The organism is Rhodanobacter sp. C06 (assembly GCF_002001105.1).
Lineage (GTDB): Bacteria > Pseudomonadota > Gammaproteobacteria > Xanthomonadales > Rhodanobacteraceae > Rhodanobacter_A.
In genome coordinates this window covers 144,249-167,804 of record NZ_MUNP01000077.1, presented here as the reverse complement: position 1 = coordinate 167,804, position 23,556 = coordinate 144,249, and the positions used below count along the sequence as shown (strand labels likewise).

The window sequence follows — 23,556 nt, the reverse complement described above, 5'->3', positions numbered from 1 at the left end:
GAGGCCCCCGGCGCTGCGTACTGTGCGGTCGCAGGGCCTGGAAATTCCTGCCATATTGTGGCGGCTCCAAAAACCAGCCTCCACTGATGCGTGAGCTCCATGTGGTAGGTAGCGACTTGGATCGCTTTGCCTGTCCCCACTGTCGCGGGCATGATCGCGAACGCCACATGCTGATGTTCCTGCAGTCGTCTGGATTGCTGGAAACAATGCGCGGCAAGGCAATTTTGCACTTCGCACCGGAGCGCAACTTGTCTCACTGGATCGCTGCGGCGGAACCATCTACCTATGTTCGTTGCGATTTGGAGCCAACATCCCCCGCTGTGCGGCGCATCGATATGATGGCCATCGATGCAGAACCAGGGTCATTCGACTTCCTGATTGCCAACCATGTACTTGAACACGTTGCCGACGACAGGCGCGCACTGCAGGAGGTCTACCGTGTATTGAAGCCCGGAGGCCATGCAATCTTGCAAACTCCATTCGCCCGAAAGTTGCATGCTACTTGGGAGGATCAAGGTATCGCTGACGACAAGGCACGGCTGCAAGCCTATGGGCAAGCCGACCATGTCCGGTTGTACGGAAGTGATATATTCAAGCGATTCGCTGCAAGTGGCTTGGAGCCGTTGGCGTACCTGCACTCCGAACTGCTTCCAGACACCGACGCCGACACCCATGGCATCAATCAAGACGAGCCCTTCTTTCTCTTCCGTAAGAAACTCTAGGAGCTCGCATGCTCCCTCGCGATCCCACTCCCATCACGTAACGCTCGCAGCGGCGTCAGGCTGCGGAAACGCAAACTCCGCACTAGGCCTCGTACACCCAGCAAGATGACATGCAGCACAATGATCAACAGACGGTCAGCCCACCCGTTCGACAGCTTGCGCGCAATGAGCAACTGCGCAGCCACCACACGCGCCTCGTAGAACTGCGAACCCATGCGGCTGCTGGCCGAGCCTTCGTGATGCACGAGCAGCTTTGGCACATGCACCATCGCGCCGTTGCGTCGTGACAATCTGGCACCCAACTCAATGTCCTCCCCATACATGAAGAAGTCCTCGTCGAACAATGTCGCCCCCGACTTCGGAAGATTCACCAGCAGGCAGCATCCACTGGCATAGGGGAAGGAGCCAGGCAAACGGCGGTCCGTGATCAGGCCAGTCAAGCGATGGTAGTAGACCGTGCCGCGTACCCAGCCGCCATGATCGATGTCAGGGTACAGGACTTCGGCATTCGGACTCGCCTCCAGCGCATCCCGGAACACTCGGAGCGCATCCGGCAGCAGGGTTGCATCGTTGTTGATCAACAGCACTGGACTGTCCGGGAATTCAACAGCCAGCGTTTCCAGGCCCCGGTTGACGCCCGCGGCGAAGCCAAGATTCCTATTCGCCGTGACAATCCGGCATCGCCGTTCGCTACCCATCAAGCGTTCGAGTTCTGCGGCACTCGCCTCGCCATCCGCGCTGTTGTCCCAGACGAGTACGTGCGAAACCCCGTCTTCAAGCAGAGAGCGCAAGCAGTTGAAGGTCCGTGATGCATCACGGTAGTGCAAGGTCAAGCCGACGATGACACCGTTGCTCATGGATTGGCCTCACCCAAGATGCTTGCGCGGAGTGCGGTGAACGTTATCCGGTTGGCCAGCACGGCACCGTAAAATTCGCTCGCACGGCTGGCCATCACGCCACGCAGCGCCTCGTCATCGGCGAGCCTGGCAATTTCGGCGGCAAGGGCTTCGGCATCTGCAGCCGTGACGGCCGTGAACGGCATCTGCCCGAACCTTGCTGCGGCTCGCTCCAACCACGCGGTTCGTGCGGTGATTATCGGGCGCCCCATGCTTGCATAGGCATAGACCTTGTATGGACACACGCGCTGCGTCTTTGGACCGCCCCCGAACACGCCAAGGCAGATGTCGGCTTGCCTGATGCAGAACGCAAGTTGTGCCGGCGTCTTCCACTCCCGCTCCCATGTCATGTTGGCCGCTCCGGCACGCAGAGCCGACTCCAGGATTTCTGCCTGCTGCCCAGTACCAACGATGGTAAACCGAATGTCCTGCCGCCCCGCCAAGAGCTTGGCCGCATCGACGATCGTCGAGATTCCGTGCAGCGGTACCAATGTGCCGACGAACAGGACGTTGCATGCCCCACGGTGGACAGGTGGCGGCGAAAGCGTGAACTCGCGCTCGTTGGTCGCGAGCGGAACAGCGATGAACAGCTCGCGCGGAAGGCGAAACAGCGACGCGTAGAATTCTGCATTCTGGTCAGTGTCCACTATCACGGCATCTGCAATGCCATATGCCCGTCGTTCGATGCGCCACAGAATCCTGGCCCGCCAATCGGCTGGTCGAAGCAGGCCGCGATCATTTACCACCGTATCGAACAGTGAGATGAATGCGTCTGCCACTATGCGCCGTGGCCGCAAGCCGCGCGGCACCAGCGACCATGCGAAGAGCAGTATCGGCGCAGGATAGGGCACGTATGCGCGCACCGGTCGAGGACGCATTGCCAGCCCCTTTGCGATGACGCGCGCATGAGCCGATACAAACTTCCACGCCTTCGACAGCAGGCCGCCACGGGCGCGCATTGCGCCGCCTTCCCGAGGAAGCAGCGGGATGTTGATTTCGTTGACGTCGAAGTGCCGTCGAAGTCCTTGCATCGAATGAAGCGTGTTCGGGTAGGCTTCGCTTGCGGTATGAACGCCAATCACGGCCAATTTTGGCAGCGTACTCGCCGCCGCTGATTCAGCGCGCACGACGCACATCCACCATCACGCCATCCCTGATACCGCGCAAGAAGGCGCCAATCTTGGTGAAACGGCCTGTCTCGAACAACAGTATTCCGACAGCCTCCGCAATGACGCGTGCAAATTGCCGCAACGACCACAGCGGATGACGGTACGCATGCAGGCGCACGGTCCAGAGGGCATTTCGCGCGATGAAATACTTCCGCGAGGCCGGGTGGGCGGAAGACAGCGCACGTGCCCAGCGAACACCAGCGACAGGCGCTCCGATGGCATGACGCATCAACGGTTCCCGTGTCACGAAGACACCAGCACCATGATCCGCTGCGCGCAGGCAGAATTCATGATCCACCGAATCGATGAAAAAGTCCTCGCGGAACCCATCGATGGCGAGCGCGAAGCCCACCGGTAACAACATCCCGGAAGTGATCAATGTGGTCCTGCGGACTGGCGCGGATCTTTGCGAGCCCACGTGGTGCGCCAAGCGCCTCCGATGGACATCAACGTAGTTTGCTCCCAGCAAAAGCCTGCATGTTTTCAACGCACGCACAGAGGCAAGCATGGCTTCAGCAAAGCCTTCCACCGGCTCGGAATCCTGATCAAAGGTTACCGCCCACGCATAGCCCGCCGCGTGCGCATCCCGCAAGCCACGGTTCAGCGCGGCGGCAATCCCGACGTTGTGGTCGTTTTGCAAAACCCTGATCTTGTCGTCTTCCCGAATCCGCAACGAACTGGAAGCATTGTCGATGACGAACACACGGCGAAATTCGGTGGACAAGCGATCCAATCGATCCGGAAACTCCGCGTCCGGCTGAAATGTGACCACGATCGCGCAGATGCTGTCCAAGGTCGGAGGATGGACTGTTCGCCATGGATCCGGCTCCGCACCATGTGTTGGACTCGATCCCGACATGTGAGGCTCAGGTCAGCCGCCTGTACGTCAGCGCCGTGATCTGCTCGGACACTAGCCCGATCAGGAACACGATCACGGCTGCGCTCCATAGCAAGGTGCTGCCGTTGGTGAGGCGCCCATCGTGCGCGAAGGTCCATGCGTAGTTCGCGCAACCGAGCAGGAAGAATGTCGCCGCCGCCGGCACGAACAGCTTGAGCGGCGAATACAGCGTGGCGATCTTGAAGATGATCAGCAGGAAACGCACGCCGTCCTTGATCGGTTTGATATGACTCTTGCCCACGCGCTGCGCGGCCTTGATCGGCAGGTAGGCCACCGGGTAAGCGCTGCGGAAGAACGCCATGGTGCTGGTGGTGGGGTAGCTGAAGCCGTTGGGCAGCAGATGCAGGAATTCGCGGAACTTTTCCGCGCGCACGGCGCGGAAGCCGGAGGTGAGATCGGCCACCTCATGCCCTGTCATGCGGGTGGCCAGCCAGTTGTAAAGCGTATTGGCTACTCCGCGGCCCACTCCGGCCTGGCTGCCCCAGTCGCGGGCACCGACCACCATGTCGTAGCCCTCGTCGAGCCTCGCCAGCAAGCGCGCCACGTCGGCCGGATCATGCTGGCCGTCACCGTCCATGAAGACGAGGAGGTCGCCGCTGGCGGCACGGGCACCACGCTTGATCGCCGCGCCGTTGCCCATCGAATACGGCGAGGAGAGACAGGCAACCCCGGCTTCGGTGCAGATCCGGCGCGTCTCATCCGTCGAGCCATCGTCCACCACGATGACCTCGGCCTCGGGATGGGCGGCGCGCAACCGCGGCAACAGGTCGGCCAGCGCAGGGGCCTCGTTCTTGGCGGGCAGGATGATGCTTAGGTGGCTCAACGGCGTGTTCCCCTAGTCTCCGCGAATCATAACGTGAAGCTGGCACCACGACCGTGGCTCATGCACATGTTCGAAGCCTCCCGATGGCACTCTTGGGGATTTGCGCGTAGCCCATGCAAAAGCCAAAGACACCCCATCCCTCCCCTGCACGCAGGGGAGGGAGTCCCGCCAGTGCCTCGCCCCCCGTTGGTTGGGAAGGGAGGCAAACGTCTTGCTTTGGAGACTCGGGCGGCCTGCAAGACGCTTTTCGCGGATGACCCGCGGCCCCGACTGGGGTAGATTCGGCGCCAATAGGGTCCGGGGATCGTCACTCATGTCATCTGCAATGCAAACGCCGCTCACTGGGCTGACCGGGCTTGCGCGGCGGCTGGTAGCCGAAGGCCTGCTGCCTGAGGCCGACGCACGCCGCGCGGTTGTGGAAAGCGGCCAGCAACGCGTCACCCTGACCTCATGGCTGCTGGACCAGAATCTGGTGGACGGCCTGCGCCTGCTGCGCCTGGCTTCGCTGGAATTCGGCATGCCGATGCTGGACGTGGCTGCAATGAACCCGGCGCAACTCCCGATCAACCTGGTCAGCGAGGCCCTGCTGACCAAGCATCGTGCGCTACCGCTGTTCCGGCGCGGCAAGCGCCTGTTCGTGGGCATCGCCGACCCCATGCAGCTGGATGCGTTGGAGGAGATCAAGTTCCACTCCAATTGCATGGTGGAGCCGATCCTGGTGGAGCGCAGCCAGCTCAACCGCACCATCGACATCGCGCTCAGCAGCATGCACGACGTGATGCCAGACATGGGTGGCGACGACCTGGAGGACTTGGACACCGAGGGCGGCGATGTCGATGAGGCGCCAGGCGGTATAGACGCTACAGGCATCGACGACGCACCAGTGGTGAAGTTCGTCAACAAGATCCTGGTGGACGCGATCAAACGCGGCGCCTCGGACATCCATTTCGAACCATTCGAGAGTCATTACCGCGTGCGCCTGCGCATGGACGGCATGTTGCGAGCGGTGGCCAGTCCGCCGCTGAAGCTCGCCAGCCGTATTTCCTCGCGCCTGAAGGTGATGGCGCAGTTGGACATCGCCGAGAAGCGGGTTCCGCAGGACGGTCGCATCAAGCTCAATCTCAGCAAGACCCGCGCGATCGACTTCCGTGTGAGCTCGCTGCCCACGCTGTTCGGCGAGAAGATCGTGCTGCGTATCCTGGACGGCTCGGCGGCGAAGATCGGCATCGAGAAACTCGGTTACGAGCCGAACCAGCAGAAGCTCTACGTCGATGCCATCCACAAGCCCTACGGCATGGTGCTGGTCACCGGACCCACAGGTTCGGGCAAGACAGTGTCGCTGTATACCGGCCTCAACATGCTGAACACCGCCGAGCGCAACATCTCCACGGTGGAAGACCCGGTGGAAATCCGCGTCGAGGGCATCAACCAGGTGCAGCAGAACGTCAAGCGCGGCATGACCTTCGCCGCCGCGTTGCGCTCCTTCCTGCGCCAGGACCCGGACGTGATCATGGTGGGCGAGATCCGCGACCTGGAAACCGCCGAGATTGCGATCAAGGCTGCCCAGACCGGCCACATGGTGCTCTCCACCCTGCACACCAACGACGCGGCGCAGACCGTCGCGCGCCTGATGAACATGGGCATCGCGCCGTACAACATCACCTCCTCGGTCACCCTGATCATCGCCCAGCGCCTGGCGCGTCGCCTGCACAGCTGCAAGAAGCCGCAGAGCCTTCCGCCGCAGGTGCTGCTGGCCGCCGGCTTCAGCCAGAAAGACATCGATGACGGCCTGACTCTTTACGAAGCAGGGGGCTGCGACGAGTGCAACGAGGGTTACAAGGGTCGCGTGGGCATTTACCAGGTGATGCCGATGCTGGAGGAAATCCAGAAGATCATCCTGCAAGGCGGCAATGCGCTGCAGATCGCCGAGGTGGCCAAGGCGGCCGGCATCAACGACTTGCGCGCCTCCGCCCTGCTCAAGGTGAAACAGGGCCTCACCAGCCTCACCGAGATCGACCGGGTGACCAAGGATTGAGCTTCCGACCCGGTAGGAGCGCACGGGTCATGCCGCGAAGCTGCGGTCGCCGCCACGGTTTCACGGCAGGAAAATGACGTAAGCTTCGGTATCAGAATGGTTCCGCGGTCCGAACGGCCCGCCGGAACGCACCATCAGGGGGACAGCGCATGGCCACGGCTTCCGCAACTGCCAAGAGAGACCCGCGCGCGCTCGGCGCCGAGCGTTCCGCGGTCAGCAAACTCACCGTCTACGAGTGGGTGGCGCTGGACAAGCGCGGCAAGCGCATGAAGGGCGACATGCCGGCGAAGAATGCCTCGCTGGTGAAGGCCGAACTGCGCCGCCAGGGCATGAACCCGCAGACCGTGCGCGAGCGCGCCAAGCCGCTGTTCGGCGCTACCGGCAGCTCGGTGAAGCCGCGCGACGTGGCGGTGTTCAGCCGCCAGATCGCCACCATGATGAAGTCCGGCGTGCCACTGGTGCAGTCCTTCGACATCATCGCCGATGGCCAGAAGAACGTCCGCTTCAAGAACATACTGATGGATGTGAAACAGGGCCTGGAAGGTGGTCAGGCGCTGCACGAGGCGCTTGGCCGCTACCCGGTGCAGTTCGACGAGCTGTACCGTAACCTGGTGCAAGCCGGCGAGGCTTCCGGCGTGCTGGACACCGTGCTGGACACCGTGGCCACCTACAAGGAGCGCACCGAGGCGCTGAAGAAGAAGATCAAGAAGGCGCTGTTCTACCCGATCATGGTGGTGGCGGTGGCCTTCCTGGTCTGCATGGTCATGCTGCTGTTCGTGGTGCCGGTGTTCGCGGAGACCTTCAAGAATGCCGGGGCCGCTCTGCCAGCCCCCACGCAGTTTGTGGTCGCCGCATCGGAGTTCATGAAGAGCTGGTGGTGGCTGGTGCTGTTCATCATCATCGGCAGCGTGGTGGGCCTGATCGCAGGCAAGCGGCGTTCAGTGAAGTTCGCTCATTTTCTGGACCGCGTGACGCTGAAATTACCGGTGTTCGGCAAGATCATGCGTGAATCGGCGATCGCTCGCTTCGCCCGCACCCTGGGCGTGACTTTCCATGCTGGTGTGCCGCTGGTGGAGGCGCTGGACGCGGTCTCCGGCGCCACCGGCAGCGTGGTTTACGGTGATGCCGTGAAGCAGATGCGCGACGACATCTCGGTCGGTCACCAGCTGCAGTTGGCGATGAAGCAAACCGGGCTGTTCCCGAACATGGTGGTGCAGATGACCGCGATCGGCGAGGAATCCGGCGCGCTGGACACCATGCTGTTCAAGGTCGCCGAGTTCTACGAGGAAGAGGTCGAGAACGCGGTCGATACCCTGTCCACCCTGCTCGAACCCATGATCATGGTGATCCTGGGTGTAGTGGTGGGTGGCATGGTGATCGCGCTGTACCTGCCGATCTTCAAGCTCGCCGGCACCGTGGGCTGATCGCGTTGCCGTAGGAGCGCACCCTGTGCGCGATTGCTTTTGGCCTTGATCGAAGCGCGAGGTCATTCGCGCACAGGGTGCGCTCCTACCGGCAAGTCCGTAAGCTTGGGCGCCCTGTAGCCACCACTCGACCCACATGCCCGATCTGCCCCTGACCGCCTGGATCACCCTCGCCGCCGTGCTCGGCCTGCTGGTGGGCAGTTTCCTCAACGTGGTGATCCTGCGCCTGCCCGAGCGCATGGCGGCCGAATGGCGGCGCGAGGCGCGCGACGTGCTGGAGCTGGAGGCTGGCGACGAGGCCCTGCCGCCCGGCATCGTGCGCGAGTCTTCGCACTGCCCGCACTGCAAGCATCCCCTGTCGGCCGCGGACAACATCCCGCTGTTCGGCTGGCTGCTGCTGGCCGGACGTTGCCGCTACTGCAAGGCGCGGATCTCGATCCAGTACCCGCTGGTGGAGCTGCTGAGCGGCGTGCTGAGCGCCGCCGTGGTGTGGAAGCTGGGTCCGACCTGGCCCGCGCTGGCCGGGCTCGTGCTGACCTGGACGCTGGTCGCGTTGTCCGGCATCGACTTCCGCACCCAGCTGCTGCCTGACCAACTCACCCTGCCCCTGCTGTGGCTGGGCCTGCTGCTGGCGCTGAAGCCGCTGTTCGTGGAGCCCACCACCGCGATCCTCGGCGCGGCCATCGGCTACCTCAGCCTGTGGAGCGTGTACTGGCTGTTCAAGCTGCTGACCGGCAAGGAAGGCATGGGTCACGGCGACTTCAAGCTGCTGGCCGCGCTGGGCGCGTGGATGGGGCCGCTGGCGATCCTGCCGATCGTGCTGCTGTCCTCGCTGATCGGCGCCATCGTGGGCGGCAGTCTGATCGCGCTCTCCCGCCATGAGCGTGGCGTGCCGATGCCGTTCGGCCCGTTCATCGCGATGGCCGGCTGGGTGTGGTTCATCGCCGGCGACGCCCTGCTGCACGCCTACCTGCAGTTCACCGGGCTGCGATGAACAGCTACGTCGTCGCCCTCACCGGCGGCATTGCCGCCGGCAAGAGCGCGGTGACGCGCCGTTTCGCCGCGCTGGGGGTGCCGGTGCACGACGCCGACGTCGCTGCACGTGAGGTGGTCGTGCCTGGCAGCGAAGGCCTGGCCGCCGTGGTCTCCGCCTTCGGCGACGAGGTGCTGGATGCCGAAGGCCGGCTGGATCGTCCGGCCATGCGTCATCGCGTGTTCGCCGATCCGGCGGCGCGACGCACGCTGGAAGGCATCATCCATCCCCGCGTGCGCCAGTGGCTGCACGAATGTGCGCTGGCCGGCACCACGCCTTACTGCCTGCTGGCGATCCCCTTGCTGGCCGAGAACATCGGGCACTACCGTTGGGTCGACCGCGTGCTGCTGGTCGATGCGCCGGTGGAGCTGCAACTGGCCAGGCTGATCGCCCGCGATGGCATCGACGAGGCGCTGGCCCGGCGCATGCTTGCACAGCAGGCCCGCCGCGAGCAGCGGCTGACGCTGGCCCACGACGTGATCGACAACAGCGGCGACGAGGCGGCGCTGGATGCGGCTGTCGCGAAGCTGCATCAACGTTACCTGGTACTGGCTGTGAACCGGTAAGACCGGCCACCAATCACCCCTCCTCCTGCGCGCAGGGGGAGGCTGGGAGGGGGTGAGGCTTTTGCCACAAGAGCACCCCACCCCGGCCCTCCCCTGCAAGCAGGGGAGGGGGAAACAGCCCAGTCTTCGCGCGATGGATTACTTGAGGTGCGGGTAGCCGGCGAAATCCAGCTGCGCCCCCGCGCCCTTCACACGCAGCCGCGCCGGCACGCCGAACGGCAGGGTGAACTTGTCCGGCACGTGGCCGAACGGCAGGCCGTCCAGCACCGGGATGCCGGCGACGCGCCGGATCTGCGCGAAGCCTTCGGCCAGGCCGTAGCCGTTGTCGTAGGTGCTGGGCCGGCAATCGGTGAAATCGCCGAGGATCAGCGCGCGCTGGCGACCCAGCACGCCGGACAGATGCAGCTGGTAGAGCAGGCGCTCGATGCGGAACGGCGGCTCGCCCACGTCCTCCACGAACAGGATGCCGCCGTCGATGCGCGGGAAGTACGGTGTGCCGAGCAGGCTGCAGATCATCGCGAGATTGCCGCCCCACAGCGGGCCTTCGAGGTCCAGTGCATGCTCGCCGCTGCTGGTCCACTCCGCACTGCCCTGCGCCGCGCGCACGATGCGCCAGAAATGCGGCACGGTCAGTGCGCTCAAAGTCTCGACGCCGAAGTCGGGCCCGAGCATGGGGCCGCCGAAGCTGACGAGGCCGCACTTCGCGTGCAGCGCCAGCTGGATCGCGGTGAAGTCGCTGTGACCTACCAGCACCGTATTCGTGCCAGCCAGCCGCTCGCGCAATGCGTCGTAGTGCAGGTGTTCCAGCAGGCGCGTGGCACCGTAGCCGCCGCGGATCGCCAGTGCGATGTCGGGCAGCGCGTCCAGCGCGGCGAGCGCGTTGAGGTCGGCGGCACGTTCGACGTCGCTGCCGGCGTAGCGCAGTTCGGTGCGTTCCAGCACGTCGAGGCCATCCAGCGTGCAGCCGGCCTCGCGCAGGCGGGTCACGCCGCGCGCCATCGCGGCGCGATCATGCGGGTAGCCGGAGGGGGCGATCAGGCGGACGCGGGTGGCGGGCATGGGAACAGCCGAGGGTTGGGACAGCTGATTATGCGGGCAAGCATCTGGCCGACGCATGACGAAAATGTTCACCAGGGCGGCGTAGGAGCGGCTTCAGCCGCGATTCGTGCAGTCAGTCGCGGCTGAAGCCGCTCCTACGGATACGCAGGCCGCGTCACGCCACGTGTTCGACGACTTCCAGGCCGAAGCCGGCGAGGCCCACCAGCTTGCGCGGCGTGCCCAGCACGCGCAGCTTGCGCACGCCGAGGTCGGCCAGCATCTGCGCGCCCAGTCCGAGCTGGCGCCATTCCTGCTGCTGCGCGTCCTCGGGTGCCAGCGTCGCCGGCTGCCGTTTCAGGCGCGCCAGCAGCGCTTCGGGCGTGTCCTCGCCGGAGAGCACCAGCAGCACGCCGCGGCCCTCGTCGGCGATACGCCGCAGCGCGCTGGTGACGGTAAGGCCGAGGTCGTCGCGCTTGAGGTGCAGCACGTCGGACAAGGTGTTGCGCACGTGCACGCGGCTCAGCACCGGCGCGCCGTCGTCCACCGTGCCGCGCACCAGCGCGTAGTGCAGGCCGTGGCGAATCGCATCGCGGTACGCCACCAGCCGGAACGGGCCGAACTCGGTTTCGACCTCTTCCTCGTGCACGCGCTGGACGGTCTTCTCGGTTTCCAGCCGGTAGCGGATCAGGTCGGCGATGCTGCCGATCTTGAGGCCGTGCTTGTGCGCGAATACCTCCAGCTCGGGGCGGCGCGCCATCGAGCCATCCTCGTGCAGGATCTCGATCAGCACCGACGACGGCTCCAGCCCCGCCAGCGCGGCGAGATCGCAGCCGGCCTCGGTGTGGCCCGCGCGTGTGAGCACGCCGCCAGGCTGGGCGGTGAGCGGGAACACGTGGCCAGGCTGGGAGAGATCCTGCGGCTTCGCATCCGACTTCACCGCCACCTGGATGGTGCGTGCGCGGTCGTGCGCCGAGATGCCGGTGGTGACGCCCTCGGCCGCCTCGATGGAGACGGTGAAGTTTGTGTGGTATGGCGAGGTGTTGTCACTCACCATGGGGCGCAGGCCGAGCTGGCGCGTACGCTGTTCGGTGAGCGTGAGGCAGAGCAGGCCGCGCGCCTCGCGCACCATGAAGTTGACGTCTTCGGGCCGCACCATCTGCGCGGCCATCACGATGTCGCCTTCGTTCTCGCGATCCTCGTCGTCGAGGATCACGACCATGCGGCCGGCGCGGAGGTCGTCGAGGATTTCGGGGATGGTGTTGAAGGGCATGGGATATATCCGTTCGTTTTTGTCGTCGTGAGTATCGTGGCGCCTTGGACATCCTTTCCGTCATCCCGGCGAAAGCCGGGATCCAGTGCCTTCATGCTTTTCGTACAGGAACGCAGTGCAAGGACTAAAGACGCTGGATGACCAGACATTCGTCTGTTGAAAACCCGGCTTTCGCCGGAATGACGGTCGGAAAGATCACGCGAAGCCGTGCTGCCTGAGGAAGGCCTCATCGAGCTTCGGCGCCTCGCCGCTGCCGATCAGCCGTTCCACGTAACGCGCGATCACGTCCACCTCGATGTTCACCGCATCATCCGCGCGCTTTGCATGGAACGCCGTGTGTTCCACCGTGTGGGGGATAAGGTTGACCCCGAAGCGGTGGCTGGCCACCTCGTTGACGGTGAGACTGGTGCCGTCGATGCACACCGAACCCTTGGCGGCGATGTAGCGGGCCAGGTTCGCCGGCACCTCGAAAGTCCATCGCTGCGAGCGGCCGTCGGGCGTGATCGACACCACCTTGCCCAGGCCGTCGACATGACCGGAGACCAGATGGCCGCCCAACCGGTCGGCGAGGCGCAGCGCCTTCTCAAGGTTCACCGGGTCGCCGGCCTTGAGTTCGCCCAAGGTGGTCAGCGACAGCGTTTCGTTCGAGACGTCGGCGCTGAAGCCGCGTGCTTCCAGCGTCACAGCGGTCAGGCAAACGCCGGAGACCGCGATGGAATCGCCCAGCTGCACGTCGGCAAGGTCGAGGCCGGCGGTGTCCACATGCAGGCGCAAATCGCCGCCACGCGGTTCGAGCCGCGCGATGCGGCCCACGGACTGGATGATGCCGGTGAACATCAGCGCACCTCCCGACAGGAGGCAGCCGTCTTGCTTGCAATGGAAGGAATCATGAAACGTTCTCCGCGTGTCGGCATGCGAGAACGCCCCAAGGCATGAGGCCGGCGCGTGGCAGGACCGCGCGTCGAACCGTCTTCTTTCATCCGGACTGTGAGCCGCCCCGGCAAACCGGGTTGACCTGACCGTCGGCTCCGGCGTTCGACCGGATCTGCTGACCCTTCGCCATGTGGCGAAGGCGCTCGCGGGCTCGCCTCGAAAGGCCTACCGCCGGTGGGGAATTCCGCCCCGCCCTGAAGACGTCGTGGTTGTCTGCCGGAAAACCGGCGACGCGAGTTTACCACCATGCCCCTCAGGCCGGCGCCAGCGCCACGGCCAGGTAATCGATCAGCCGCCGCAACGCCGGTGTGCGATCTGCGCCGGGCAGCCACAGCAGGTGGACCGGGAAGGACGGCAACTGCCAGTCCGGGAACAAGTCGACCAGCCGCCCCTCGGCGACCAAGCCGTCGGCCATGTAATCGCCCTGCAGGCCGACGCCCACGCCGGCCAGCACCGCGTCGCGGATGGCCTGCGAGTCGTTGCAGACCAGTACCGGATCGATGCGCACCGCGCGCCGCTGGCGCTGTCGGCTGAACGACCACAGCGTGCCGCGGCGATAGCCGCTGAAAGCGACGCAGCGGTGCGCCTTGAGATCGGCCGGGTCGCGCAGCGGCGGCATCGCGGCCAGGTAATCGGGCGAAGCGCAGGGGAACACGCGCACCGTGCCCACCCGGCGCGCCACCACTTGCACGTCGGCCAGCCGGCCCAGGCGCACGGCCAGGTCGACCTTGCCGGCCACCATGTCGACGTAGGCGTCGTCGTATACCGCCTCGATGCGCACCCCGGGGTGCTCGCGCATGAACCCGGCCAGCAACGGCGCGATGCGGTAACGGCCGAAGCTGGCCGGCAGGTGCACGCACAGCCGTCCGGCCAGCGCACCGTCGGGCGGGCGCAGGCCGGCGGCCAGTTCCGTCATCACCGTCTCCATCCGCTGCCACTGCGCCAGCAACTGCTCGCCGCGCGCGGTGAGTGCCATGCGCCGGGTGGTACGCAGGAACAGCCGCGCGCCCACGGCTTCTTCCAGTGTGGCGATGCGCCGGCTCAGCACCGACGCCGTGCAGCCGACCTCCAGCGCCGCGCGCGAGAAGTTGAGCCGGCGCGCGGCGGCGGCAAAGGCGCGCAATTCGCGCAGACGGGCGGGCGTGAGCTCGAAGGATTGATTCATGACGTGAACAAAAGATCACCCATTCGTGTGGATTATCGCAAGCCTCCGATGGCGGGACCATGCCCGCATCCCCACCACGGAGTCCCGTCATGCGTGCCATCCAGCTTTCCGCCTTCGGCCTCGATCACCTGCAGCAGGTCGACCTGCCCGCCCCGCGCCCCGGCTCGAACGAGGTGCTGGTGCGCATGGAGGCCGCCTCGCTCAACTTCCGCGACTGGATGCTGGTCGACGGCCAGCTGTATCGCGGCGTGTCGCTGCCCATCGTGCCGGTGTCCGACGGCGCCGGCACGGTGGTGGGGGTCGGCGCGGCGGTGACCCGCTTCAAGCCCGGCGACCGCGTCACCACGTTCTACAAGTCGCGCTGGATCGCCGGCGCGATGCGACCGGAATGGGAAGGCGCCGAGATCGGCGGCCCCGAGCCCGGCGTGATGCGCGAGCTGGCCTGCTTCGATCAGTATTCGCTGGCGCGTGCGCCGGCGCATCTGACCAGCCTGCAGGCCGCCACGCTACCGATCGCCGCACTCACCGCCTGGCAGGCACTGGAGCTGGCCGGCATTACCACCGGCCGGACCGTGCTGCTGCTCGGCACCGGCGGCGTTTCCCTGTTCGCGCTGCAGTTCGCCAAGCTGCGCGGCGCCCGCGCGATCGTGCTGTCGTCCAGCGACGACAAGCTGGCGCGCGCGAAGGTGCTGGGCGCCGACATCGGCATCAACTACGCGAAGCACCCGCAGTGGGGCGCGCTGGTGCGCGAAGCCAGCGACGGCATCGGCGTGGATGCAGTGATCGAGACCGTCGGCGCGGCCACCCTGCCGCAGTCGCTGGAGGCGGTGCGCATGCACGGCTTCATCGGCGTGCTCGGCTGGCTCGGCGGGATGGAGGCCACCCTGCCGCTGTCCAAGGTGGTGCTCAAGCGCGTGCGGATCCAGGGCATCTCGGTTGCCCCGCTGGAAGAGCACGAACGGATGGTGGCCGCCATCGAGGCCACGCACCTGGAGCCGGTGATCGACCACGTCTACGGCTTCGGCCAGTTGCGCGAGGCCTTCGAGCACCTCGTCGCCGGCCGCCACTTCGGCAAGCTCACCATTGACTTCAACCGCTGAGGTTGCGGGCGGCCCGCGCGGCGGCGGCCCGTGCGCGACGCATCTGCCTCCTCGGGCCTGCGACGCGACCGGCCCGATCAGACCAGCCGCTGGCCGCCATCGACATACAGCGTGGTGCCGCTGACGCCGCGGTTGGTCGCAGCCAGTTCGATCATCTGCGCCACGTCCTCGACCGTGACTATCCGGCGCGCAGGGATTTTTTCGCGCATCGCCGCGAACAGGCTCTCGCGGCGCTCGTCGCTGGCGACCCGCTTCCAGAACGGCGTTTCCACCCAGCCCGGCGACACCGCGTTCACCCGGATCGGCGCCAGCTCCAGCGCCAGCCCATGCACCATCGCGTTGATCGCGCCGTTGACCATCCCGGTCACGCTGCCGCCGGGGCTCGGCCGCTCGGCGGCGACGCCGGACACGAAGGTGATGCTGCCTGCCGCCGGCATCCTGCCCGCTATCGCGCCGCTCAACAGGTACGGCCCGACCACCTTGGAGCGCACCGCGCGCATCACCTCGGCATCGTCCAGATCGCGCGAGGGCTTGTAGACCAGATCCGCCGCCGTGAACACCAGATGGTCGAGACGATCCACTGCGGCCAGGATGCGCGCGCGCCCTTCCTCGCCGGATACGTCCGCGGAAAGCGCTTGCAGGCGCTCGTGGCCGATGCCGGCCGCGGCATCGCGCAAGCGCTCCGGATCACGCGCCACCATCCACACGGTGGCGCCGCGCTCCCAGAAGCGGCGCGCCGCAGCCAGGCCCATGCCCGAACTGGCGCCAACGACGACTACGGTCGAGTGATGCATGGAAGTTCCCTTTTCTTTCGGTCCTTGAAATCCGCGAGCATGGCGGCGTGCCGCACGATCTTCTTGCCGATGGTCGCCAGCGCCTGTTGCCGCACTTCGATCTGCCGCGTCAGCTCGGCCTGCCAATCGCCGAAAAACGCGATCCGCGCCTCCAGCGATGCGTCGCCCTGCTCCACCATCGCCGCCAGCTGACGGATGCGGCGGATCGACATGCCGGTGCCACGCAACACCTTGAGCATCTCCAGCCATTGCAGGTCCTGCTCGCGGTAGATGCGACGGCCGGCCTCGGATCGGCCGACCCGCTTCATCAGGCCCACGCTCTCGTAATAGCGAAGCGTGTAGCTGCTGATGCCCGTGCGCCGACAGGCTTCGCTCATCGAAATTGCTTGGCTCATGCGTTCGAGTCTAGGACTTCGAGCGCGCTCGAAGTCAAGCGCAGCCAGGCCTTGCGCAAACGCGCGGAACTCGGCGATATCGGCTTCCGGCCTTGCGCGCCGCAGAGGCGGATCAGGCTTCCGGCCGAAGCCGCCAACGCATGTCGCTCCCGACAAGGCGCTGGTCGCATACCGCCAGCCGCCAGCGCGCAGCCATGTCGGTGAGCGTCGGCAGTTTTAGCAGCGGACGGGCGGCGTCGCCCAGCAGCAGCGGGGCGACGTAGAGCAGCAGCTCGTCCACCAGGCCGGCGGCGAACAGCGCGCCGCACAGGGTGGGGCCGGCTTCCACGTGCACTTCGTTGACGTCGCGCGCGGCGAGTTCGGCTAGCACGGCGGCGAGGTCGAGCGCGTCGCCGCGCTCCGCCACCGCGGCGAGCCCGGCGCGCGCGTAGCGATCGTCGGCGCACGACGCACCCGCGCCATGCAGCACCAGCGTGGGTGCGCTGCCGTCCAGCACATGGCTGCCGGAGGGAGTGCGCAGTTGGCGGTCCAGCACCACACGCAGTGGGGCAAAAGCCCCCCCCTCACCCCGACCCTCTCCCCCGGCTGAGCCGGGAGAGAGGGAGTCAAGGCCCGCCCGAGGCGAGCCGCCTGCACCGCCAGCGCTACCCGCACCAAGCCGCACGGTAAGCTGCGGATTGTCCGCCAGCACGGTGCCGCTGCCGGTGAGGATGGCGCTGCTGCGCGCGCGCCAGCGCTGCACGTCGGCGCGAGCGGCCTCGCCGGTGATCCACTTAGACTCGCCGTTGGCGAGCGCGGTGCGGCCGTCCAGGCTCATCGCCAGCTTCACGCGCACGAAGGGGCGACCGCGTTCGATGCGACTGAAGAAGCCGCAGTTCAATGCGCGCGCCTCGTCGCGCAGCAGCCCGATGTCCACGGCAATGCCGGCAGCACGCAGTTTTTCGATGCCGCGCCCGGCTACTTGCGGGAACGGGTCCTCCACGGCAATCACCACGCGCGCCACGCCGGCGGCAACCAGCGCATCCGCGCAAGGCGGCGTGCGACCGTGGTGGGCGCAGGGTTCCAGCGTCACGTAGGCGGTGGCGCCGCGGGCGCGTTCGCCGGCCTCGCGCAGCGCGAACACCTCGGCATGCGGCCCGCCGGCGCGCCGGTGCCAACCGGCACCGACCACCTCGTCACCGTGCGCGATCACGCAGCCCACGCGCGGGTTGGGCTGGGTGGTGCAAAGCCCAAGCTCGGCCAAGCGCAGGGCGTGCGCCATGTGGGTGTGGTCGGTGGAGGTGAAGCTCATGCGGGTCATCCACTCCCAGGAAGGGTGAGGCGAGGCCGTACCCTCGCCCCGACCCTCTCCCGGCGGGGAGAGGGAGAAAAGCGTCAACCCTTGCGCGGGCGACGTGGCTCCGCAGCCGCGGCTTCGCCGCCGGCCAGCAGCGACAGCTGCAGTTTCTCCAGCTCCGGCAAGTCGTGCTCCAGCTTCGCGATTTCCTCGAGGAAGGCCTGCACGTCCTCGAACTTGCGGTAGACCGAGGCGAAACGCACGTAGGCCACCTGGTCGAGCTTCTTCAGCTCGCGCATCACCAGCTCGCCGACCTGGCGCGACGGCACCTCGCGCTCGCCGCTGCGGCGCAGGTCGTTGACGATCTCGCGCACCGCCGCATCCACCGCGTCACTGGCCACGGGCCGCTTCTGCAACGCACGCTCGAAACTCACCCTGAGCTTGCGCTCGTCGAACGCCTCGCGCCGCTCGCCGCTCTTCACGATCGCCGGCAGTTTCAGTTCCGCCGTCTCGAAGGTGTTGAAGCGTTCGCCGCAGGCAGGACACTCGCGGCGCCGGCGCACGGTGGAGCCGTCCTCGGTGAGCCGCGAGTCGATCACGCGGGTGTCTTCGTGCTGGCAGAAGGGGCAATGCATAAGTCAGGAGTGAGAGTAGAGAAGTGAGAAACGAGAGGGAAGCATCCGTGTCGGCTTTCCCTCACTTCTCACCCCTTTCCACTCACTGCTCGCGCTCAGCCATACACCGGATATTTCTTGCACTGCGCCTCGACCTTGGCGCGCACGGCGGCGATCACCGTCTCGTCGTTCGGCGCGTCGAGCACGTCGCAGATCCAGTTGGCCAGGTCCACACAATCGGCTTCCAGATAGCCGCGGGTGGTGACGGCGGGCGTGCCCACGCGCAGGCCGGAGGTGACGAACGGCTTCTGCGGGTCGTTCGGCACGGCGTTCTTGTTCACCGTGATGTGCGCCTTGCCCAGCGCGGCCTCCGCGTCCTTGCCGGTGATCGGCTTGCCGATCATGTCGACCAGCATCAGGTGGTTCTCGGTGCCGCCGGAAACGATCTTGTAGCCACGCGCGATGATGGCCTTGGCCATCGCCTGGGCGTTCTTCACCACCTGCGCCTGGTAGTCCTTGAAGGCCGGCTCCAGCGCTTCCTTGAACGCCACCGCCTTGGCGGCGATCACGTGCATCAGCGGGCCGCCCTGGATGCCGGGGAACACGATGGACTGCAGCTTCTTCTCGATCTCCTCGGCCGACGCGCCCATGCCCTGCTTGCTCGCCACGATCAGGCCGCCGCGCGGGCCGCGCAGCGTCTTGTGCGTGGTCGAGGTGACCACGTGAGCGTGCGGCAGCGGGCTGGGGTACACGCCCGCGGCGACCAGGCCGGCGACATGGGCCATGTCCACGAACAGATACGCACCGACCTTGTCGGCGATGGCGCGGAAGCGCGCCCAGTCCATCACCTGCGAATAGGCGCTGAAGCCCGCCACGATCATCTTCGGCTTGTGCTCGACGGCGAGGCGCTCGACCTCGGCCATGTCCACGATGCCATTGGCATCCACGCCGTACTGCACCGCGTTGAGGATCTTGCCCGACAGGTTGACCTTGGCGCCGTGGGTGAGGTGGCCGCCGTGCGCCAGCGACATGCCGAGGATGGTGTCGCCCGGCTGCAGCAGCGCGAAATACACCGCCTGGTTGGCCTGCGAACCGGAGTGCGGCTGCACGTTGGCGTAGTCGGCGTCGAACAACTGCTTGAGGCGGTCGATCGCCAGCTTCTCGGCCACGTCCACGTACTCGCAGCCACCGTAGTAGCGCTTGCCCGGATAACCTTCCGCGTACTTGTTGGTGAGCTTGGAACCCTGCGCTTCCATCACCCGCGGACTGGCATAGTTCTCCGAGGCGATCAGCTCGACATGGTCTTCCTGGCGGCGGCCCTCGTCGGCGATGGCCTTGGCCAGTTCGGGGTCGTAACCGGCAATCCGCATTTCGTGGCTGTACATCGGGATCCTCTGGCTGGGCTTGAAGGCAACTGGGGGATTCTAGCGGTTTTGGCCGTCCATCGGCTCGGGCCCTTCGGACCGGCTCAACGAAGCTGCTACATTCGATGCCTTCACACCAGGCGGATCCGCGCCCATGCGCCCCGGAATCTCCCGCATCCTCAAACGTGGCTGGCTGGCCTTGGCATTGTGCTGCGCGCCGCTGGCCCTGTTCGCCCAATCCATCACCGGCGTGGGTTTCCAACCCATCACCATCCACGACCCGGTCAATGGCGGCGCCATGCCCGGCTATGTCTTCTACCCGGCGGCGCATGCCGAGGGGGCAACCTGGGTCGGGCCTTACCAACTCCACGCGACCAGGAACGCAGCCGCCATCCCCGGCACCAAGCCGCTCGTGGTGATTTCGCACGGCCACGGTGGATCGGATCTCGGCCATCACGATCTTGCGGTCTATCTCGCCAGCCACGGATTCATCGTCGCCACGCTGGAACATCCCAGGGACAATTTCCACGATGCCAGCGGCGACGGGCACCCGGAAGTCGAGATAGGCCGGCCGATCCAGGTCAAGGCCGCCATCGACATGCTGCTGGCCGACCCGCGTTGGAAAACTTCGATAGATCCGCAACGCATCGGCGTGGCGGGTTTCTCGAATGGCGGCTACACCAGCCTGTTGCTGGTCGGTGCGGTACCGCGCTTCACCCGGTTCATGGACTACTGCAAGGCGCATCCGGACGATTCGAACCAGTGCGGCGGCTTCGGCGCCTTCAAGGCGGAGGCCGCGCGACACGGCCAGACGCCGGAACAGATGCTGGCCGCGATGCAGGGCGAGTTCCACCGTTGGGGCGATCCGCACGACCCGCGCGTGAAGGCCGCTTTCGCGATGGCGCCGCAGAGTCTCGTCTTCGACAAGTCGGGCCTGGCCTCGATCGACCGCCCCGTGTTCCTCTACTACGGTCAGGACGACCGCGTACTGGTGCCGCGATACAACGCCCTGCACATCGCGCCGCTGATCAAGACGCTGGCCGGCATCAAGATGATTCCCAAGGCCGGACACTACGTGTTCCTGAGCCCATGCTCGCCGCAGCTCACCAAGGACGTACCGGAGATTTGCCTCGATCCGCCGGGCGTGGACCGTGTTGCCGTGCATCGCCAGATCGATGCCGACGCGTTGGCGTTCTTCCGCAAGACGCTGACCGGCGCCGGACACTGATAGTCACGGGCAGGCCTCAGCGGGGGACCCTCGCCGGCGCATTCCGCCGGTGCAGCGCGGACACCATCACGTAGCTGATGATCATCAGCAGCAGCCACGCGCCCAGCTTGCCAAACGGCACCATGTGCCAGCCCTGCCGCTGCGCCGGATACAGCCAGGCGTGGCTGAAAGTGCCCACGTTCTCCGCCAGCCAGATGAACAGCGCCACCAGCACGAAGCCCAGCAGCAGCGGCATGTGCCGGTGCACGCGGCGGATGCGGTAGTGGATCCAGCACGGCCCGAACAGCCACGCCACCGCCACGAACAGCAGCGGCCGCGCGTCCGGCAGGAAGTGATGGGTGAAGAAGTTGAGGTAAATGGCCGCGGCCAGTGCCACCGTTGCGCCGAACGGCGGATGCCGGGTGAAGCGGAAGTCGAACAAGCGCCACGCGCGGGCGATGTAGCTGCCGACTGCCGCGTACATGAAACCGGTGAACAGCGGCACGCCGCCCAGCCGCAGCAGGGACGGCTCCGGGTAGCTCCACGACCCCACTGCCGTCTTGAACAGCTCCATCGCCGTGCCCACGACATGGAACAGCAGGATCACCCTCGCCTCCTCGCGGCTCTCCAGCTTCGTGGCCAGCAACACGCCCTGGATGGCCAGCGCCGCCAGGGTCAGGAAGTCGTAGCGCGACAACCCCGCATCGCGCGGATACCAGCGCCAGCTGGCCAGCAGCAGTGCCACCATCAGCCCACCGAACAGGCAGGCCGCGGCCTGCTTGAGGCCGAACACCACGAATTCGTGGGCGACAACGGCAAGCCGGCCGCGGGGGCGCGCCCGATGCGCGGCCCACCGGTCCAGCCGGGTCAGCACCCGCCTTGCTCCGTATGCCATGCCATCCATTCGCCCGCCCCAACCCCAGCCTCGTCGGCGAAAGCTTGCACGGGGAATCGGGCCGCGGAAGGCGCCCGGCATGGCGGCAAAACGACCTATCGGCGATAATTGGCGGTCTTTATCCCACCTACCCGTCCGGGCCGCGCCAGCAGTGGCCGGCGCACCGCAGCCAGGGAGCACGCATGCAATACATCTACACCATGAACGGGGTGAGCAAGATCGTCCCCCCGAAACGCCAGATCATCAAGGACATCTCGCTGTCGTTCTTCCCGGGCGCGAAGATCGGCCTGCTCGGCGTCAATGGCGCGGGCAAGTCCACCGTGCTGAAGATCATGGCCGGCGTGGATACCGACTTCCAGGGCGAGGCGCGTGCGCAACCCGGCACCAAGATCGGTTACCTGGCGCAGGAGCCGGATCTGAACCCGGAAAAGACCGTGCGCGAAGTGGTCGAGGAAGGCGTGTCGGTGATACTCGACGCGCAGAAGCGGCTGGAAGAGGTCTACGCCGCCTACGCCGAGGAAGGCGCCGACTTCGACGCGCTGGCCAAGGAGCAGGAGCAACTGGAAGGCATCCTCGCCGCGAACGACGCCCACGCGCTGGAGCGCCAGCTCGAAGTGGCCGCCGACGCGCTGCGCCTGCCGGCGTGGGATGCGGTGATCGGCCCGCTGTCCGGCGGCGAGAAGCGCCGCGTGGCGCTGTGCCGCCTGCTGCTGTCCAAGCCCGACATGCTGCTGCTGGACGAACCGACCAACCATCTCGACGCCGAGTCCGTCGACTGGCTGGAGCAGTTCCTGCACGACTACCCTGGCACCGTGGTGGCGGTCACCCATGACCGCTACTTCCTGGACAACGCCGCCGAGTGGATCCTCGAACTCGACCGCGGCCGCGGCATCCCGTGGAAGGGCAACTACACCGAATGGCTGGAGCAGAAGGACGCGCGCCTGAAGCAGGAAGCCAACCAGGAGAAGTCGCGCCAGAAGGCGATCGAGAAGGAACTGGAATGGGTGCGCTCGGCCGCCAAGGGCCGCCAGTCCAAGGGCAAGGCGCGCCTGGCCCGCTTCGAGGAGCTGAACTCGGTCGACTACCAGCGCCGCAACGAGACCAACGAGATCTTCATTCCGCCGGGCGAGCGCCTGGGCCAGGAAGTGATCGAGTTCAAGAACGTCACCAAGTCGTTCGGCGACCGCCTGCTGATCGAGGACTTGTCGTTCAAGGTGCCGCCGGGCGCGATCATCGGCGTAATCGGCCCCAACGGCGCCGGCAAATCCACCCTGATGAAGATGATCATGGGCAAGGAGACGCCGGACTCGGGCGAGGTGAAGCTGGGCCACACCACCAAGCTGGCCTACGTCGACCAGTCGCGCGACGCGCTCGACCCGAAGAACAACGTGTGGCAGGAAGTCTCCGGCGGTTCGGACATCCTCACCATCGGCAACTTCGAGATCCAGTCGCGCGCCTACATCGGCCGCTTCAACTTCAAGGGCACCGACCAGCAGAAGATCGTCGGCAGCCTGTCCGGCGGCGAGCGCGGCCGCCTGCACATGGCCAAGACCCTGCTGCAGGGCGGCAACGTGCTGCTGCTCGACGAACCGTCCAACGACCTCGACGTGGAAACCCTGCGCGCGCTGGAAGACGCGCTGCTGGAATTCCCCGGCGCGGCGATCGTGATCTCGCATGACCGCTGGTTCCTCGACCGCATCGCCACCCACATCATCGCCTTCGAAGGCGACTCGCACGTGGAGTTCTTCCCGGGCAACTACAACGAGTACGAGGCCGACAAGAAGCGCCGCCTGGGCGACGAAGGCGCGCGCCCGCATCGGGTGAAGTACAAGAAGCTGGCCTGATCAAGCCTTGCTCCCTCTCCCCTCCGGGGAGGGGGATGGGGGGAGAGAAGCCAGGCTTGCGATCAGGCCAGCAGCCGGAACGCCCGGCAAGACTG

Annotated in this window: 22 protein-coding genes and 1 riboswitch; of the genes, 8 read left to right on the top strand and 14 right to left on the bottom strand. The window is 66.1% G+C overall.

The window, feature by feature from the left end; translation table 11 throughout:
• The first annotated feature begins 167 nt into the window (after positions 1–167).
• Entirely contained in the window at positions 168–722 is a 555-nt protein-coding gene (locus tag B0E52_RS17440; RefSeq protein ID WP_168174218.1) for a class I SAM-dependent methyltransferase, read from the top strand.
• Here the strand turns inward: B0E52_RS17440 and B0E52_RS17435 are convergent.
• The 4 genes from B0E52_RS17435 to B0E52_RS17420 all read right to left on the bottom strand — a co-directional run bounded on the left by B0E52_RS17435 (position 719) and on the right by B0E52_RS17420 (position 4,508).
• Entirely contained in the window at positions 719–1,579 is an 861-nt protein-coding gene (locus B0E52_RS17435) for a glycosyltransferase (protein ID WP_077485724.1), read from the bottom strand. The two genes, B0E52_RS17440 and B0E52_RS17435, sit on opposite strands and share 4 nt — an antisense overlap.
• A complete protein-coding gene (locus B0E52_RS17430; protein ID WP_168174219.1) occupies positions 1,576–2,745 on the bottom strand; it encodes a glycosyltransferase in 1,170 nt (389 codons plus the stop codon). Before B0E52_RS17430 ends, B0E52_RS17435 begins: the two co-directional genes overlap by 4 nt.
• Positions 2,735–3,580 (bottom strand): glycosyltransferase, encoded by an 846-nt coding sequence (locus B0E52_RS17425; RefSeq protein ID WP_168174220.1) that lies wholly within the window; start codon positions 3,578–3,580, stop codon positions 2,735–2,737. The genes B0E52_RS17430 and B0E52_RS17425 overlap by 11 nt, the downstream gene beginning before the upstream one ends.
• Positions 3,581–3,653: 73 nt before the next feature.
• On the bottom strand, positions 3,654–4,508 hold the full coding sequence (locus B0E52_RS17420) for a glycosyltransferase family 2 protein (protein ID WP_077485730.1): 855 nt from the start codon (positions 4,506–4,508) through the stop codon (positions 3,654–3,656).
• Between the two features lie 313 nt (positions 4,509–4,821).
• Between B0E52_RS17420 and pilB the strand changes: the two genes are divergently transcribed.
• From pilB to coaE, 4 genes are all read left to right on the top strand, one after another.
• Positions 4,822–6,543, top strand: a complete 1,722-nt coding sequence (gene pilB / locus B0E52_RS17415) for a type IV-A pilus assembly ATPase PilB (RefSeq protein WP_077485732.1) — start codon at positions 4,822–4,824, stop codon at positions 6,541–6,543.
• Positions 6,544–6,692: 149 nt separating this feature from the next.
• The gene (locus B0E52_RS17410) at positions 6,693–7,967 is read left to right on the top strand and encodes a type II secretion system F family protein (RefSeq protein ID WP_077485734.1); all 1,275 of its coding nucleotides are present in this window, start codon (positions 6,693–6,695) and stop codon (positions 7,965–7,967) included.
• A gap of 136 nt (positions 7,968–8,103) precedes the next feature.
• Positions 8,104–8,961, top strand: coding sequence for an A24 family peptidase (locus tag B0E52_RS17405; RefSeq protein WP_077485736.1), 858 nt, complete (start codon positions 8,104–8,106; stop codon positions 8,959–8,961).
• Entirely contained in the window at positions 8,958–9,566 is a 609-nt protein-coding gene (gene coaE, locus B0E52_RS17400) for a dephospho-CoA kinase (RefSeq protein WP_077485738.1), read from the top strand. The genes B0E52_RS17405 and coaE overlap by 4 nt, the downstream gene beginning before the upstream one ends.
• Positions 9,567–9,704: 138 nt before the next feature.
• On the opposite strand, the gene ldcA is transcribed toward coaE, so the two are convergent.
• The 4 genes from ldcA to B0E52_RS17380 form a co-directional block, all read right to left on the bottom strand.
• A complete protein-coding gene (gene ldcA / locus B0E52_RS17395; RefSeq protein ID WP_077485740.1) occupies positions 9,705–10,625 on the bottom strand; it encodes a muramoyltetrapeptide carboxypeptidase in 921 nt (306 codons plus the stop codon).
• Positions 10,626–10,779: 154 nt separating this feature from the next.
• Complete coding sequence (gene ribB / locus B0E52_RS17390; RefSeq protein WP_077485742.1) at positions 10,780–11,874, bottom strand: 3,4-dihydroxy-2-butanone-4-phosphate synthase; 1,095 nt, start codon at positions 11,872–11,874, stop codon at positions 10,780–10,782.
• 195 nt (positions 11,875–12,069) lie between these two features.
• Positions 12,070–12,711 carry a riboflavin synthase gene (locus B0E52_RS17385; RefSeq protein ID WP_077485744.1) on the bottom strand — a complete coding sequence of 214 codons (642 nt, stop codon included), beginning with the start codon at positions 12,709–12,711 and terminating at the stop codon, positions 12,070–12,072.
• Between the two features lie 127 nt (positions 12,712–12,838).
• A riboswitch (FMN riboswitch) is annotated at positions 12,839–13,013 on the bottom strand.
• Between the two features lie 47 nt (positions 13,014–13,060).
• Positions 13,061–13,972: a LysR family transcriptional regulator gene (locus B0E52_RS17380; RefSeq protein ID WP_077485746.1), complete on the bottom strand. Its 912-nt coding sequence runs from the start codon at positions 13,970–13,972 to the stop codon at positions 13,061–13,063.
• A gap of 89 nt (positions 13,973–14,061) precedes the next feature.
• On the opposite strand from B0E52_RS17380, the gene B0E52_RS17375 reads away from it, so the two are divergent.
• Complete coding sequence (locus tag B0E52_RS17375) at positions 14,062–15,072, top strand: NAD(P)-dependent alcohol dehydrogenase (RefSeq protein WP_077485748.1); 1,011 nt, start codon at positions 14,062–14,064, stop codon at positions 15,070–15,072.
• Between the two features lie 77 nt (positions 15,073–15,149).
• Here the strand turns inward: B0E52_RS17375 and B0E52_RS17370 are convergent, their stop codons facing one another.
• From B0E52_RS17370 to glyA, 5 genes are all read right to left on the bottom strand, one after another.
• The gene (locus B0E52_RS17370; protein WP_168174221.1) at positions 15,150–15,866 is read right to left on the bottom strand and encodes an SDR family oxidoreductase; all 717 of its coding nucleotides are present in this window, start codon (positions 15,864–15,866) and stop codon (positions 15,150–15,152) included.
• The gene (locus B0E52_RS17365; RefSeq protein ID WP_168174222.1) at positions 15,848–16,243 is read right to left on the bottom strand and encodes a MerR family transcriptional regulator; all 396 of its coding nucleotides are present in this window, start codon (positions 16,241–16,243) and stop codon (positions 15,848–15,850) included. The genes B0E52_RS17370 and B0E52_RS17365 overlap by 19 nt, the downstream gene beginning before the upstream one ends.
• A 130-nt stretch (positions 16,244–16,373) precedes the next feature.
• Positions 16,374–17,552 carry a bifunctional diaminohydroxyphosphoribosylaminopyrimidine deaminase/5-amino-6-(5-phosphoribosylamino)uracil reductase RibD gene (gene ribD, locus B0E52_RS17360; RefSeq protein ID WP_254426853.1) on the bottom strand — a complete coding sequence of 393 codons (1,179 nt, stop codon included), beginning with the start codon at positions 17,550–17,552 and terminating at the stop codon, positions 16,374–16,376.
• 83 nt (positions 17,553–17,635) lie between these two features.
• Entirely contained in the window at positions 17,636–18,172 is a 537-nt protein-coding gene (gene nrdR, locus B0E52_RS17355; protein WP_077485754.1) for a transcriptional regulator NrdR, read from the bottom strand.
• A gap of 95 nt (positions 18,173–18,267) precedes the next feature.
• On the bottom strand, positions 18,268–19,536 hold the full coding sequence (gene glyA / locus B0E52_RS17350) for a serine hydroxymethyltransferase (RefSeq protein WP_077485756.1): 1,269 nt from the start codon (positions 19,534–19,536) through the stop codon (positions 18,268–18,270).
• 133 nt (positions 19,537–19,669) lie between these two features.
• On the opposite strand from glyA, the gene B0E52_RS17345 reads away from it, so the two are divergent.
• Positions 19,670–20,743 (top strand): hypothetical protein, encoded by a 1,074-nt coding sequence (locus B0E52_RS17345; protein ID WP_139351738.1) that lies wholly within the window; start codon positions 19,670–19,672, stop codon positions 20,741–20,743.
• Positions 20,744–20,759: 16 nt separating this feature from the next.
• On the opposite strand, the gene B0E52_RS17340 is transcribed toward B0E52_RS17345, so the two are convergent.
• Entirely contained in the window at positions 20,760–21,617 is an 858-nt protein-coding gene (locus B0E52_RS17340) for a DUF817 domain-containing protein (RefSeq protein ID WP_254426854.1), read from the bottom strand.
• A gap of 182 nt (positions 21,618–21,799) precedes the next feature.
• On the opposite strand from B0E52_RS17340, the gene ettA reads away from it, so the two are divergent.
• A complete protein-coding gene (ettA, locus tag B0E52_RS17335) occupies positions 21,800–23,461 on the top strand; it encodes an energy-dependent translational throttle protein EttA (protein WP_077485762.1) in 1,662 nt (553 codons plus the stop codon).
• Positions 23,462–23,556 lie beyond the last annotated feature (95 nt).